Source organism: Tropicibacter naphthalenivorans, from assembly GCF_900176475.1.
Classification (GTDB): Bacteria; Pseudomonadota; Alphaproteobacteria; order Rhodobacterales; family Rhodobacteraceae; genus Tropicibacter; species Tropicibacter naphthalenivorans.
Genome location: NZ_FWXX01000026.1, coordinates 1 through 13,578 on the forward strand (window position 1 = coordinate 1; position 13,578 = coordinate 13,578).

The following is a 13,578-nucleotide window of genomic DNA, read 5'->3' on the forward strand; positions in this document are numbered from 1 at the left end:
CATGGCTCCAATCCTTCCTTGATTTGGAGCCTCCGGAAAACCAGGAGCGGTTCAGAGCGACGACCCCAAGGCCTTCTACCGCGTCACCAAGATGAAGTTCGGCGGCAAGGCCCGCGACAAGGACAAGACCACGGTGATCTACAACTCCAACATCACCATGACGGATATCCCGCTGGAGGCCTACGACTACGTCGTCAACGGCAAGCCCGCGCTGGAATGGGTGATGGAACGCCAGGTGGTCAAGACCGACAAGGCCAGCGGCATCGTCAACGACGCCAACGAGACCATGAACAACCCGGCCTATCCGCTGGAGCTGTTCCAGCGCGTCATCACGGTCAGCCTCGAGACCATGAAGATCGTCCGCGCCCAGCCGAAATTGGACCTGCCGAAATGACCGAGGTCGCCGTCCTGCCGCACATGACACACGTCCAGCTGGTCAAGACGATCATGGAGAACGTCCGGCATCTGGGTTTCCCCCAGGTCGCCGAGGCCCTGTCCCGCGCCCAGCATTTCGATATCGACTTCGATATCTACGTCGCCGCGGGCCGCTTCGCCTACCAGATGTTCATGGATCACGAGTTCTTCGTCGACAGCATCGCCATCCCGCCCTCGTCCCCGGCCACCTTCCGTCTCGGGGACGAACCGTCGCTCTATGTCATGGTCTACGATGGCAAGATCGTCAGGGTCGACCAGATGGCCGTCAACGGTGCCACCTATCGCCAGTTCATCTGGGAGCCCGGATCCAACCGGATCAACGCCGGGTCTACCGTGGATTCCAAAACGGACGAAGGCATCTTCACCACCCACCTTGCCGCCGCGACCTTGGGTATGATGCTGTCCCTGCTGAACAGCCCCTCCCTGGTGGAAACCAGCCCCAACGGCCACCGTCAGGAACGCCGCGCCGCGAACCGCACCCACCAACTCCCGGTCAACGCCTGGCACCGCGTCCGCTGGCGCACCGCCGCCGGCCGCGATGTTGAACGCACCGAAAGCGAAGACACCGGCACCCGCAAGCCCCTCCACTACCGCCGCGGCCACGTCCGAAAGGCCCAACCCCACCACACAGGCGCCTTCGCCACCGAGCTGACTGACACCGGCTGGGGCCAATGGATCGACGGCCAATGGGTCGGACATCCGGCGTTCGGGATCAAGAAATCCATCCATGCACCGACACTGGACGAAAAGGGGCTGGCCGAGTTCATCCGGAGGAAGCGATCGAGGCAGGTTTCGAACTCGACTTAGCTATTGGGCGCCCATTCCCAGACCCCTGACGGCTCTCTGCGGACTTTGGTTGATCGACTTTATGCTGTGCCGCGGCGTGCCAAACCTGACATTGGCTGTTCGTCAAAGATGCGGGCTGGATTTTCTACCAGCGATGTGCCGGGTCTGTGAGCTTGGCCAAATGTATGTCGGTTTGATATGCCCGATCTGCAATGGCCATAGAAAAGGACCGCCCGATGTTCGAGCCGACATCTTCGTTCAAGGAGAATCTTCAGAGCCTTCCGTCCACCGACGATATCGAGAAACTGGATTTGCTGAATGCAGAAGGTGACGTGGTGGCGTCTATCGAGAACCAACCCGGCAAACAGGGATCCCTGGCGGTTTATCAACATCTTCTCGCAACCTTCGGACAGTTGAACGCCGCAGCGGCCACCCACGGTATGTTGGTGTTTGCCGAACATACGGAAGACGCGCGCAACCGGCCCGGCGCGCATCCGAACATTGATCGTCTATTCGACATTCAAGAAGGTGCCGAGCCAATGGAGATGCGGCTCGTGAAACAGTGACCCAGCAGGGTGCCGACGCGGTGGGTCCGCGGCGGCAATCCGGCTGGAGTCAGCGCGCCTCGAAGGCTCCGAGCGGGATCTTGAGATAGGATCTTCCATTGCCTTCCGCTTCGGGCAGGCGTCCGCCGCGGATGTTGACCTGCAACGCTGCAAGCATCAGGCGCGGCATCGGCAAGGTCGCATCACGGGCATCGCGCACGGCACGATAGGCCTCCTCTGACGGGGCATCCCTGAGGTGGATGTTCTGCGCCTTGTGCTCCGCGACGGTCGCCTCACATTGTGCGTCCCGCCCATTGGGGGCGTAATCGTGGCCCACGAAAACGCGCGTCTCGTCCGGCAGCGCAAGGATGCGCTGGATGCTGTCGTAAAGCGCCTTCGACGATCCTCCGGGGAAGTCCGCCCTCGATGTCCCGCTGTCGGGCATCATCAGCGTATCATGCACAAAGGCCGCATCGCCCGCGACATAGGTGATCGAGGCCAGCGTATGCCCCGGCGAAAAGATCACCCTCACCGGGATCGTGCCCACCATGAAGGTCTCGCCATCGGTAAACAGCCGGTCCCACTGGCGACCATCGGTCGGCACGACGTTGGCAAGGTTGTAAATCTCGCTCCAGAGCTCCTGAACCCCCGTCACCTTCTCGCCAATGGCGGTCCGCGCACCGGTCTTCTGCTTGAGCAATTGCGCGGCTGAGAAGTGATCCGCATGGGGATGGGTATCGAGAACCCAGTCCAGTTCGATGCCGGTGTCGCGGATATACGCGAGCAGCGCCTCGGCATTTTTCGTCCCGGTCGCGCCGGAGAGCGGATCGAATTCCATCACCGGATCGACGATGGCGCCCTTCATGGTCTTGGGATCATGGAAGACATACTGCCAGCTTCCGGTGGGCTGATCCCAGAAGGATTTGACGATGGGATGGGTCATGATGGTGTCTCCAGTGTTGAGCTTGGGTCAGCGCATGCTTGCGCGCATCATCCAGGTTTCCTTTTCGTGCCATGCGAGACGGTCCGTGAGCAGGCCTGCGCTCACCTCGTCCCCGGCATCCGCTGCGGTTGCGATGGCGGTCCGAAGCGTTTGCGCTATGGCCTCGTGGCCGCTGATGGCGCGGTCGATCATGTCCTCGGCGGATTGTGCGGGTGCGGCTTCCGGTCCGGCATGGGCCACGAGATCGGCCACAGAGGCAGGCGCGTAGGCACCATGGACCCGGATACGCTCCGCGATCTCGTCGAGCGCGCCCCAGAGGTTTTGGTATTGCGCCTCGAACATCGCGTGCAGCTGCCGAAACTGCGGCCCTTCGACGTTCCAATGGTAGCCATGGGTCTGCACGTAGAGGCGAAAGGTTTCGCCGAGAACCTGGGTGAGGCTGGTGGTGACGGGTTGGGAGGTCATGATGTTTGCTTTCCTGGCTATGGTCCGTGTCGATGTGCGACCCCACCGCGAGCGATGGGCAGGGTCGCGTTGCCGGCCTGCGGGGGATGCAGGGCGGTCAGGGGTCAGAGGTGGCGGGTGGAGAAATACCAATCCACGGTGTCGTAGCCTTCGCCCGCGCGGGCGGCGGCCTCTTCGGGGGTCTTGGGCGTCGGCACGATCACCGCATCACCGGGCTTCCAGTTCTCCGGCATGGCGCAGGCGTTCTCATCTGCCGTCTGAAGTGCGATCAACAGGCGGTAGATCTCGTCCACCGAGCGGCCCGCGTTCATCGGGTAATAGACCATGGCGCGCAGCACGCCTTCTGGGTCGATGATGAAGGTCGCCCGCACCGCAGCCGTGTCCGACGCGCCCGGTTGGATCATGCCGTAAGCCTGCGCCACGGCCATGTTAAGGTCCGCGATGATCGGGAAACGGATGTCGACGCCGAACTTTTCCTTGATGTTCAGCACCCAGGCGATGTGGCTGTAATGGCTGTCGATCGACAGGCCGAGCAGCGCGGTGTTGGCAGCTTCGAAATCCTCGTGCCGCTTGGCAAAACCGATGAATTCCGTTGTGCAGACCGGGGTGAAATCCGCCGGGTGAGAGAACAGCACCAGCCACTGGCCGCGATAGTCCTCGAGCGTCTTCCGGCCATGGGTCGTCGGCGCGTCGAAGGCCGGTGCGGCTTCGTTCAGGCGCGGTCCGGTCTGAACGGATTGGGCTGTGGTGATCGGGGTCTGGTCGGTCATCTCTCTGGGCTCCTTCGTGTCCCGTGTTGCTGATGAGAGATATTTGGGGGATTGCTTTATATTTGTGAAATTGAATATATTGAGGGAACTCATAGAGGCTTTCTATATGTTCACCCTTCGGCAAATGCGTTTCCTCGTGGCCCTCGCGGAACACCTGAACTTCTCCCGCGCGGCCGAGATCTGCTTCGTCACACAGCCGACGCTCTCTGCCGGGATCAAGGAACTGGAGGGCCTGTTGGGTGTGGCGCTGTTTGAGCGCACGAAGCGCAGCGTCTTGCTCACCCCGGTGGGTGCAGAGATCGCGGCGCGCGCCCGGAAGCTGCTTCTGGATGCGGATGAGATTGCGACCCTGGCCGAAGCGCACCGCAATCCGTTTCAGGGTGACCTCCGTCTGGGCGCGATCCCCACCATCGGTCCGTTCCTGATCCCGGCGGCCATGCCCGAGATACGCAAGGCACTTCCGGAGATCCGGCTGTTCCTGCGCGAAGAGATGACCGAAGACCTCATCGAAGGGCTGAATACCGGACGGCTCGACATCATCCTCATCGCGCTGCCCTTCGAGACGGGCACCCTGCATATCGCGCCGCTGTTTGAGGATGGCTACCACCTCGCCGCACCGAGCGACTGGCCAGCCCCGCGCGGCCCGGGGGGAGAGGCTCTTGCGCGCGCCAAGGGGCAATTGATGCTGCTGGAAAAGGGCCATTGCCTGCAACGCCATGCTCTGGCGGCCTATCCGGGGATGATCAAACCCGGTGAAATGGAAGACTTCGCCGCAACGAGCCTCGCGACACTGATCGCGATGGTCTCGGAGGGTCTGGGCATCACGCTGTTGCCGGACCTGGCGGTACAAGCGGGCGTGGGAGGGGACGGATCCGTGCAACTATCACCTTTGCCGGACGCCTGCCCAAGACAGGTCGTCCTCGCCTGGCGCCCCGGATCTGCACGAACAAAGGTCTTTGAAAGACTCGCGAGCCTCTTGCAGCAGCGCCGGGCAAACCATTGAAGGACATTCCGCTCGCGGCCCTGAGCCGTCATTCGTCCCAAGCGCAGCGGATGACCGGTCGCAGCCCTCTCGTCGAGTTCCAACTTTCCCGCCGCATTGAGAACTTATAAGAGTTTGGAGCAGGATTGTGGTCGGAGCACCGGCTGGTGTCATTACGAATTGTGCGGAGGGATCATTGTCAAATCAGCAAATTTCGGACGTAAAATTACTGCTTCAGAAATGGGGGCGGGAAGTCTGCGGGGATCTCGATCCTTCAGGCATCTACTGTTTCGGTAGCCTGATTTATCAGGACGGTGCGCAGTTCAATGACGGGAGTGACGTCGATCTGCTTGTGACGATGCCAGAAATTCCCGACGGCATCGAACGAGCGAACTGGCTGGAGCGATTGCTTGAACACAAAACTCGTCTGGAGGACGATCTCGGCAAGCTGCTTCGCCGTCGTGATCGGTCTGCGCTGATTTGCAGCGTGGTTGCGGTCACTCCACTCGAGATCGCAGCGGACCTTCACAAAGGCGGATCTCCGGCTTTCTTTTCTGAGAACAACTTCTTGAACTTGGACACAGGCGCCGTTGAAATCGGTGTAGCCGGAGCGGGCACGCAGCCGATTGCCGAACGGCTCGTGGGGGAATGCGTGAAGTTCACACAAAACTTTCGGAACCAATATTTGGGGGTGAATGCACTTGGAGACGAACGCCTGGAACCCTTCACCGACCCCACCGACGCGGCGCCGAAGCAATGCATGCGACACGCCGCTATGGTGCGATTTCTCGAAGATGACGGCGATGGTGATCCTGGCGCGGAGTATGATGTTGACATCGGCGCCAATCGTCTAACCGTCCTTCTCGATGAGCGGCGCGGGCAGCTTCGCGATCTTGTCGCTCGGTACGGCTCCCGCCGTGGTGGGCGTACCGCTCGAGCCCCGTTGTCGTCCAAGGATCAGCTTCTACTGGCCGAGCTGGTCTTCGACGCGGCCGTGCGGGTCGAAGCAAAACCGGCCGCTACGGAGGCTGCACCGAAAAAACCGTCCACACATGGAGCGCACAGCACTGTCACATTCGCGGAGCGCTTTGCCTCAGCGTTCCCAGGGGTCCGGGGCGTCGAATGGTTCAATGATGACAAGGCTATCCGGATGCGTCTGGCCCGTCTGTTAGCCGAACCGTTGGAGTTTGAAGACAGCACGCCATTTTGGTGGTCGCGCGGGAGCAGCAATCTCCACATTTCGCACTATGAGGAGCGGGATGGAATTGTGATGATCAACTTCGATGAGATGAAGGTGCGTCGAGTCGCGGCGGTTAATTGTCGGTTACACCAAGCATTTTCCAAAGTGCCGAAACGGCCCATTGAAAACATTGAATTTTCTCATGATGTGTAACAGCAAGGGCGTTCCAAATTCCACCATAGCCCTTCCAAGGTCTCTGGTCTGGAATGCGAAAACGTCAGGAAAAAGATTTTCCTAAGGCCATCGATACGAAAAGACCCCGGCTTTTGCAAGCCAGGGTCTTCGCGGTGATCAGGAATGTTGGTGATGCGGGTCAGTCGACCCCTGCAAGCAGGTTATCGACATCACAGGCGTGGTAGTCATCTCTCAGGAACGGATTATGCCCCGGCATGCAGCCAGATCGGGCCGCATACCGCTCGGCCAACATGTCGATCGTCATGTCAGTGCAATCCGGCGGAACATTCGCGAAGAGATCGACCATGAACTTGAACACGCGACCAAACAGGTTGCCGTGCCCATAACACAGCCTGCGATAGGTCTCTTCTGATCGCACCCGGTCGATATTGACCCCGACCGCAGCTGCGTAGCCAACAAAGGCGGTATCGACCTCGTCAAGATCGGCGTCCAGCAACGGGTTGATCGGCCCCATGTGAAACGCGGTCATCAGGTTCCGGAACTGCGGGTCGAGGTTCACCTTTCCGAGAAGGTCGTCGATACCGCTGAGCACGACGACCACCGGCCAATGGCGATGCTTCATCAGGGTCTTGATCGAATTGATGACCTTACGGGTTTCCTTGTCACCCAAGGTCTCGAACATGTGCTGGCATTCATCAACGTGGATGAGCCAGGTTCCGGTCCGCTCCAACTGACGGCGGGCCTGTGACCAGATCTCGTGCTCAGTCTTCCGTGCCGCCATTTCGTATCCGAGTTCACGCACAACGGTAAGCCCGAGCGCCTTCCAGGTCGTCTCCCCTTCAAGGGCAATCTGCAAGAAATTCGTCTCGCGACCGCATTCGAGGCTGGCCGTCTGGCTGGCAAAGCGATCAAGCGCGCGGTTGACCTCTTCGGTCTTGCCCGAATTGCTTTCACCGACAACAACCAGACCGTTGCCCTCCCAGTGCTTGCCGGACAGAACGCCAGCGTCGAAATCGTCGATCACGGCCTGCAGCTTTTCGTCCAGCGCATTGGCGCGCGACATCTCGAAGAACAGTGCTTTCAGCTTTGCGCGACGCTTCACGTAAGATAGGTCGCGCGGGATCAGGAGGTCAGTCATTTCAAGGTTCCTTTGCCTTTCGGCGCGCCGGAGTACCGATCGCCTACGGAAGATTGCTGGGGATCAACTGGAGCGGAGGAAGATGTATTGGGCCACCAGGTCTCGGCATCTCCGGCAATGCCGACAGGCGCTGAGCCGTCGGGCGGCTCACGACCCGAAGATGGGGGTGTACCGTCCTGTTCCGTGTCACTGACGGCGCTTGCATACCGATTACTGCGCTGCTCGGCATAAGCAGCCTTTTCGGCGGCAATGGCCTCGGCGCTGTAGATGCCCGGTCCTTCACCGCCAGACAGCAGCGTATCCATGTCAGCCGAATGGACGGCTTCCGGGTCAGCGTCGATCTGGAGTTTCAGGCAGAAGTTTTTCTCGAACCGATCCAAAGTGCTGGCATCGATCTCCGTGGATGGAAGACCATGTCTCTCCACCGCAGCCGCAATCTTGTTCTGGAACCAGTTGGCGTGCTCAAGAAGGACATGTTCATAGAAGATACGATCCTGACGCCGTGTCTTCGTCATTTCCTTGATTGCAGCCATCCACGTGCGGAGCGTGTGCTTGGCAAGATCCGGGCGCTGGTTCGTCAGATGTACCGGCTTTCCATCGACGATTGCGGTGACTTCGCGCAGGTCGTTGGGGTCGATCCGAACCTCGACCTTCTTCTTCCCGCGTTTGAAGACGGCTGCAAGCGCCTCTTGGTCACCGAAAGGAATGCCGAGGATCCGAACCCCTTCCTTCGACAGAACGCGATTGACCCGAAGGCCAGTTGCGTTGCGTCGCACGCGCGCAGGTGCAGGATGCACGATCCCATACCGTTGATGATGCTTCCACGCGTCCACGGGGCGTTTGTCCATCAGTCCCGCGTGTTTTTCTAGGGGATAGTCGTCGACGATGAAGCGCGTGATGAGATGGCGCAGTTCATCAGCATTGAAGGCCGCCATTTTCTCGCTGTCGTAATCGACAAGGCAATCGACGGAATAGCCGGTCTTTCCTGGAAGGGCGTCGGCAAAGCGGGTACGCAACCCTCCGAACAGACGTTCGACGAAGGGTTTGTCCATCGGGACGCCGGCGCGACCGTAAACGATCGAGGCACCAAGCGCGACGACGGCAGCCTGAACCTCTTCGTTCATAAACTCCGGTCCCGTATCGACGATAATGGTCCCAACGCCCGAGTGCTGATGCCAAGCCATGCGGCAACCTGCGAGCAAACTGATGTCGGTCTTGTCACGCCCGACCATATCGAGCACTTCAATGACAGTACGGGCGTTGGCTTTTTCGGCCATGCCGATGCCAAGGACCATCCTTGTGGCCACGTCTATGGCCGCGCAGATGAACAGCCTCTGCCGCGTTTTGGGCGTACCTTTCTTTCTCGCCTTGTTCTTTTTCTTCAGGTCAGCCTGGAGATCCGGCGTTAGTAGATCCCAGAACGCAGATTTCTTGGCGAAGGTCATAACATCGCCGGTCCAGAAATCGAGCTCGATCATCTCGCCGATCTTGAGGGCTCGGACACCGTGCTGCGTCGGAGAGAACTCCTTTTGTGCTGCGCGGAAACCCTCTCGCCCAATGGTCAACTGCAGTGCCGTAAATTTCTTCAGTCGGCGATACACAGTGTTGGGATGGGGGATTGTCAGCTGGGTGCTTCGCCCCTGTTCACGCAATTCCTTGTTTTCTCTTGCGAAGGCCAGCGCCACAAATCTGACGATGGACGCTTTCGACGGCTGCGCGGTGCTGAGATACTTCTGGCAGCATTTATCAAGGAGGGCGTCTTCAGCCAAGGTCAACCGAGGCAGAGTGTTGCCTTTCAACTCCTTAGGCAGGAAAATCTTGGCGTGGGGTTTGCGCATCCCGAAATACTGCTTGCAATAGTTGCTGACAGTTCTCGGTCCCCAGGATCGTGCTTGGTACCCACCTTCTTTATCTTCGCCGAGTTGCAACAGGCGTTGGCGATCTGACGCGCGCTGCTTGATCTCGTCATAGTACTTGGTGATCCACGTAACGGTGTAGGGGCGCCCTCTGAGAACTGACTGCGCCGCGAAACACCACGCCTCGCGTTGCTGCGCGAGCCGGAGCGCTTCGAACTCTGCATGAAGCCAAGCGTCGTCAACAACCCGGGCTTCGGCTTTTTCGTCGACGCTGTCACTGGAGAAGTCCGTCTCGATCGTCACATCGAGGCGCTGAAGCAGCTCCTGCACCTTGGCATCCAGAATGACGTGATGGCGCGCTACTTCGGTCTCGCCGATGTAGCGGTCCCGGACAATGATACCGTCATGCGCAAGGCCAGAAACCACGACAGATTGGCCGTCGTACTCGATCAAGGTCCCCGTCGGCAGGGTGAAATGCTGGGTATGGACGGTCATGCTGCGCGCTCCATCACAGTCGGATAATCGATCATGCCCTTGTGCTTTTGCTCCAGCCGACGATCCGCCACGCACCGCAGCACGGCGTCAAAAGCTCGTCCCTGATCGAAAGTGCGTGGGCCCAGCCCACAACGGAACACCAGTTCTTCAACGGTGAAGGCTGGCGTATCGATGTTATCGTTCAAGACTGCCACAAGGCGGGCATCGGCTTCGGGGTCGGTGAAGCGTTTCGCAAGAAACAGGCGCTCAAGGTTTCCACGACGCCAAGCCGGGAAACAGACCTCGGAAACGGCTGCGAATCCGACGCCCGCGGGCAAGGCCATGCGAACCTGCTGGCAGATCAGCGCATGGCGAGGACGGCTGAGATTGTCTTCATTCTTCACATACAGGTAGGTCTGCTGCCCGCATTTCAGGGTCACCAGGAAATCTAAGGTGTTGCTCTTCACGTCGCCGACGGGATCGGCAAACACCACGGTTCGAGGCTGGCATTTCAGGCCGAACGTGTTCGGATGCAGCAGCGCATTCAGAGCAACATAGCGCTCGAGCGCCGACTCGTGACCGATGACGCGCGGGCGCCCGCCGTCCTCTTCTGTCCGGCCGACCAGAAAACCGGTCTTCGCCCATGCGCTGCGATGAACGACGTTTCGCTCCCCGTCATAAGGAAGCAACTGGTCGATGCCGTCATAGCCTTCGATATCGAGCTGTCGGGGAAAGGTGATCATGCCATCGACACCATCAGCGTCGACGAACTCCAGCGTCTTGATGGCACCATTCTGCACAGCTGTCGCTTCCCGGCAGTCTTCATTCTTGGGATGCTCTGCGATTTTCCTGGTGTCGCGATGTTCACGTGTCGTCTTCATTCGTTATTGCCTGTTGGCACAGTTCATCCGGTCTCGAACTGCAAAGCAGCCGAGTGGCATGTGCTCTCGTTGATTGGTGGTTGATCGTTCGTCTCAGCTGGCCAGGGGCCCCTGCGAGGCCCCGGCCGTTCGACTATCAATCAGGGAATTCCGGTTCTCACGGCTATTCGCTCCTCATGTTCATCTCTTCTTCATCAAGAGGTAATCGGAGGTCATGAAAGTTCTGAGCGAAAATATTTGAAAAAAGATCGCACGATAGTTTCACGATTTTTCAAACACTTAACAGAAGTCAGACCTTCGGAGGCCAGATTTTCGCGATGTCGTTCAAAGTCTTCGACACCTCGTCGAATCCTTTCTCGCTCGCGATTCGACACAGGTCTGACGGTCGCAACTCCATCAGCCGACGCGCCAGATGCAGCGGCGCGCTGAAGCCCCCGAGGCCCACGGGAATACAGTATCCAGCCAGATCCGCGTCCGGTGACAGCTGCGAGGTATCGAGATGTCGGGGGCTTTCCAGACGATACCACCGAGACAATGTCCTCGCCCATTTCTCGTCTTGGGTCACATGTATCAACAGCGAGGTCTGGATGTACGCATCGCCCAGCTTTGGATGGCCTGTAGCCCATCCATGCAGGTTCATCTTCTCGCCCCGAAGAACGATCAGGTAATCGTCGATTGTTGGCGTGTCGTGCTCAGCACCATCGGTGTCCGGGCCAGCCAAGGCAGCCCGGAACGCCGTGACGCTGCGCATGAGCAGTTCATAGTAGAGGTGATCGTGTATATTGTTCATCTTGCCATACAGAGAGCGGCCTCGGCCCGGGCATGCTTCGGGGCGAGGCGACATTTGAGGTTTCCGTGATGAACGCGCGTGTTCGAAGGGGGCTGTAGCCGCAGCGGAAATCAGACGTAAAGCAGATAGGCTTGCGAAAAAGATGACAGGGAAATCAGTCGACTAGGTGGTTCTCGAACGCCCACTGAAGAATAGAAGACTTCTGCGGAACGTTTTCGCAAGTCATTTTGCGATCTGGGGGAGAGCGGCGTCGAGATGAGTCGCGCCAACATTGGTGGCTCAAGCCGAAATCAAACCACCGAGGCTAGTACATCGATTCTAAAGTGGACCCGAGATTCGCTCTTCAACTTCCGAAAACCCATGAGTTCACGTCAGCCGGAGGTGTCGAGGCTTCAGACGCGGCCTAGACCCTAAATAAGCTCGAAGACATCCAGACCTATCAACGCGCGGTTCTAAACGTGATGAAACACACCGCGCGATCCAAACCTATGGTTTCGGTCACGCCAACCGAGGTCAGAGGATAAAGTCCGACCCGTCCAGCGCGATCACCCCGTTCAGGTAGACGTCGAAATCCGCCACCCCGTCGCCGTCCGTATCGCCGCGCAGCAAGGTCGCGGCGGCGGTGTTGACATAGCGCAGCTCGCCCGCCGTGTGGCTGAAGGCCGCCGTGCCAATCAGGGTAAAGGCTTGGTTGCCCGCGGTGCCTTCGTCGGCGTCGATGCCGCTGACGTCGATCATGTCCAGCCCGTCTTCGAAGTCGCGGATGATGTCGCGGCCCGCGCCAAACCGGGTGGACTCGGCAGCGCTGTTGAACACGAACACATCCGCCGCGCCATCGCCCGGGAAGCCGCCGCCGCTAAAGTCGCCGCCGATCAGGATGTCGCGCCCAAGGCCACCTTCCAGCGTGTCGCCTTCAGTGCCGCCGCGCAGTTGGTCATTGCCCGCGCCGCCTTGCAGCGTGTCGCTCTGGCTGCCGCCCAGCATGACGTCAAAACCGTCGCCACCGATCAGCAAGTCCGCCCCGGTGCCGCCCAGAAGCTGGTCGTTGCCGCTCTGACCGTCGAGGGTGTCATCGCCGCCCAGACCATAGAGCGTGTCGGACGAATTGCCGCCCTCCAGCACGCTGGCCCCGGTGCCGCCGACAAAGCGGTCGGCAAAGTCGCCGCCGATCAGGTTTTCAATGTCGGTCAGCGTGTCGGTGCCGCCAGCGTTGGTGTTCTGCGCGCCTGCAAGGTTGAGGTTGACCACGATGTTGCCGCCAAAGCCCGAGTAATCGGCGGTGTCGCTGCCGGTGCCGCCATCAAGGCTGTCGTCCCCGTAGCCGCCGATCAGCAGGTCATCCCCCGCGCCGCCCTGCAACGTATCGCGCGAGAAGCCGCCATCCAGCGTGTCGTTGTCATCGCCGCCTTGCAGCAGGTCGTTGCCAAGTTTTCCCAAAATATGATCTGCACCAAAGCCGCCAGAGATTGTATCACCGAAAGAGCTTCCCTCGACGGTATCATCACCCGCCAAAGCCTGCACAGCTTGCCTATCGGCAAAGACAATCCAATCTGCTTCTTCGGATGGCGATTTAGAGCCGATGTACTCAAATTGATCAGCAAAAACCAAGTACTCGATGTTCTCCAGTTGAACTGTCTGCCCCGCATAAACGAACACGGCCATGCTGGCTCCACTGACAGTCAGTTGGTAGTCTGCACGAAGACCATCCACAATCAAGCGATCGACACCGTCGCCGCCATCAATGGTATCTGCGCCTGCCGAATAGAAAATCTGGTCATCTCCGCTGCCGGCACTTATGGAGTCATTCCCATCACCTCCTGCGATGATGTCGTTGCCGGCGTTGCCCCAGAGGGTGTCGTTGCCTGCGCCGCCGCGCAGGGTGTCGTCCAGGTCGCCGCCCGCGAAGTTGTCGTTGTAGTCATAGCCGGTGGCCTCGAGACGCTCGAAGCCGGAGATGACGGTAGAGTAGGCCGCATACCCAGGATAGGAGCCGATGTTCTCGTAGCCGTAGACCTCGGTCGCCTCTGCCAAGGTGGTGGCCAGATCGCCGCTGGCCGTCCGCATCCGCACGTAATCGTTGCCGCCGCTCCGCCGCGCGCCGAAGCCGGTGTAATCCAGCACCAGCGTATCCGTGCCCG

Annotated in this window: 12 protein-coding genes and 1 pseudogene; 5 read left to right on the forward strand and 8 right to left on the reverse strand. The window is 59.5% G+C overall.

Annotation, left to right across the window (positions count from 1 at the left end):
* Positions 1 to 58: 58 nt before the first annotated feature.
* From B9A11_RS20840 to B9A11_RS20850, 3 genes and pseudogenes are all read left to right on the forward strand, one after another.
* Positions 59 to 394, forward strand: a pseudogene (locus tag B9A11_RS20840) (type ISP restriction/modification enzyme); the annotation flags it as partial.
* Positions 391 to 1,242 (forward strand): hypothetical protein, encoded by an 852-nt coding sequence (locus B9A11_RS20845; RefSeq protein ID WP_058249552.1) that lies wholly within the window; start codon positions 391 to 393, stop codon positions 1,240 to 1,242. The pseudogene B9A11_RS20840 and the gene B9A11_RS20845, both read left to right, overlap by 4 nt.
* A 215-nt stretch (positions 1,243 to 1,457) precedes the next feature.
* Positions 1,458 to 1,787, forward strand: coding sequence for a DUF2322 family protein (locus B9A11_RS20850; RefSeq protein ID WP_058249553.1), 330 nt, complete (start codon positions 1,458 to 1,460; stop codon positions 1,785 to 1,787).
* A 49-nt stretch (positions 1,788 to 1,836) separates the two neighbouring features.
* Here B9A11_RS20850 and B9A11_RS20855 read toward each other — a convergent pair whose 3' ends face one another.
* The 3 genes from B9A11_RS20855 to B9A11_RS20865 form a co-directional block, all read right to left on the reverse strand.
* Positions 1,837 to 2,709: an MBL fold metallo-hydrolase gene (locus B9A11_RS20855; RefSeq protein ID WP_058249554.1), complete on the reverse strand. Its 873-nt coding sequence runs from the start codon at positions 2,707 to 2,709 to the stop codon at positions 1,837 to 1,839.
* Between the two features lie 27 nt (positions 2,710 to 2,736).
* The gene (locus B9A11_RS20860) at positions 2,737 to 3,174 is read right to left on the reverse strand and encodes a Dps family protein (protein ID WP_058249555.1); all 438 of its coding nucleotides are present in this window, start codon (positions 3,172 to 3,174) and stop codon (positions 2,737 to 2,739) included.
* 104 nt (positions 3,175 to 3,278) lie between these two features.
* Complete coding sequence (locus B9A11_RS20865; RefSeq protein WP_058249556.1) at positions 3,279 to 3,944, reverse strand: peroxiredoxin; 666 nt, start codon at positions 3,942 to 3,944, stop codon at positions 3,279 to 3,281.
* Positions 3,945 to 4,050: 106 nt separating this feature from the next.
* Between B9A11_RS20865 and B9A11_RS20870 the strand changes: the two genes are divergently transcribed.
* Together B9A11_RS20870 and B9A11_RS20875 are read left to right on the forward strand one after the other, a co-directional pair.
* Positions 4,051 to 4,947, forward strand: coding sequence for a LysR substrate-binding domain-containing protein (locus B9A11_RS20870; protein WP_058249557.1), 897 nt, complete (start codon positions 4,051 to 4,053; stop codon positions 4,945 to 4,947).
* Between the two features lie 175 nt (positions 4,948 to 5,122).
* Complete coding sequence (locus B9A11_RS20875) at positions 5,123 to 6,319, forward strand: hypothetical protein (RefSeq protein ID WP_058249558.1); 1,197 nt, start codon at positions 5,123 to 5,125, stop codon at positions 6,317 to 6,319.
* A gap of 160 nt (positions 6,320 to 6,479) precedes the next feature.
* Here the strand turns inward: B9A11_RS20875 and B9A11_RS20880 are convergent, their stop codons facing one another.
* The 5 genes from B9A11_RS20880 to B9A11_RS20900 all read right to left on the reverse strand — a co-directional run.
* A complete protein-coding gene (locus tag B9A11_RS20880) occupies positions 6,480 to 7,439 on the reverse strand; it encodes a TniB family NTP-binding protein (RefSeq protein WP_058249559.1) in 960 nt (319 codons plus the stop codon).
* A complete protein-coding gene (locus B9A11_RS20885; RefSeq protein WP_058249560.1) occupies positions 7,436 to 9,790 on the reverse strand; it encodes an integrase catalytic domain-containing protein in 2,355 nt (784 codons plus the stop codon). The genes B9A11_RS20880 and B9A11_RS20885 overlap by 4 nt, the downstream gene beginning before the upstream one ends.
* A complete protein-coding gene (locus B9A11_RS20890) occupies positions 9,787 to 10,650 on the reverse strand; it encodes a hypothetical protein (RefSeq protein ID WP_058249561.1) in 864 nt (287 codons plus the stop codon). Before B9A11_RS20890 ends, B9A11_RS20885 begins: the two co-directional genes overlap by 4 nt.
* Before the next feature lie 289 nt (positions 10,651 to 10,939).
* Positions 10,940 to 11,440 (reverse strand): DUF6634 family protein, encoded by a 501-nt coding sequence (locus B9A11_RS20895; protein WP_058249562.1) that lies wholly within the window; start codon positions 11,438 to 11,440, stop codon positions 10,940 to 10,942.
* A 513-nt stretch (positions 11,441 to 11,953) separates the two neighbouring features.
* On the reverse strand, positions 11,954 to 13,578 hold a 1,625-nt coding region (locus B9A11_RS20900), incomplete at its 5' end, for a calcium-binding protein (protein ID WP_084662851.1).

Bases quoted from the DNA above. Each gene is read 5' to 3' on its own strand.
- B9A11_RS20870 (WP_058249557.1), top strand. From the start codon at position 4,051: ATGTTCACCCTTCGGCAAATGCGTTTCCTCGTGGCCCTCGCGGAACAC.
- B9A11_RS20865 (WP_058249556.1), bottom strand. From the start codon at position 3,944: ATGACCGACCAGACCCCGATCACCACAGCCCAATCCGTTCAGACCGGA.
- B9A11_RS20850 (WP_058249553.1), top strand. From the start codon at position 1,458: ATGTTCGAGCCGACATCTTCGTTCAAGGAGAATCTTCAGAGCCTTCCG.
- B9A11_RS20880 (WP_058249559.1), bottom strand. From the start codon at position 7,439: ATGACTGACCTCCTGATCCCGCGCGACCTATCTTACGTGAAGCGTCGC.
- B9A11_RS20860 (WP_058249555.1), bottom strand. From the start codon at position 3,174: ATGACCTCCCAACCCGTCACCACCAGCCTCACCCAGGTTCTCGGCGAA.
- B9A11_RS20855 (WP_058249554.1), bottom strand. From the start codon at position 2,709: ATGACCCATCCCATCGTCAAATCCTTCTGGGATCAGCCCACCGGAAGC.
- B9A11_RS20885 (WP_058249560.1), bottom strand. From the start codon at position 9,790: ATGACCGTCCATACCCAGCATTTCACCCTGCCGACGGGGACCTTGATC.
- B9A11_RS20890 (WP_058249561.1), bottom strand. From the start codon at position 10,650: ATGAAGACGACACGTGAACATCGCGACACCAGGAAAATCGCAGAGCAT.
- B9A11_RS20845 (WP_058249552.1), top strand. From the start codon at position 391: ATGACCGAGGTCGCCGTCCTGCCGCACATGACACACGTCCAGCTGGTC.
- B9A11_RS20895 (WP_058249562.1), bottom strand. From the start codon at position 11,440: ATGAACAATATACACGATCACCTCTACTATGAACTGCTCATGCGCAGC.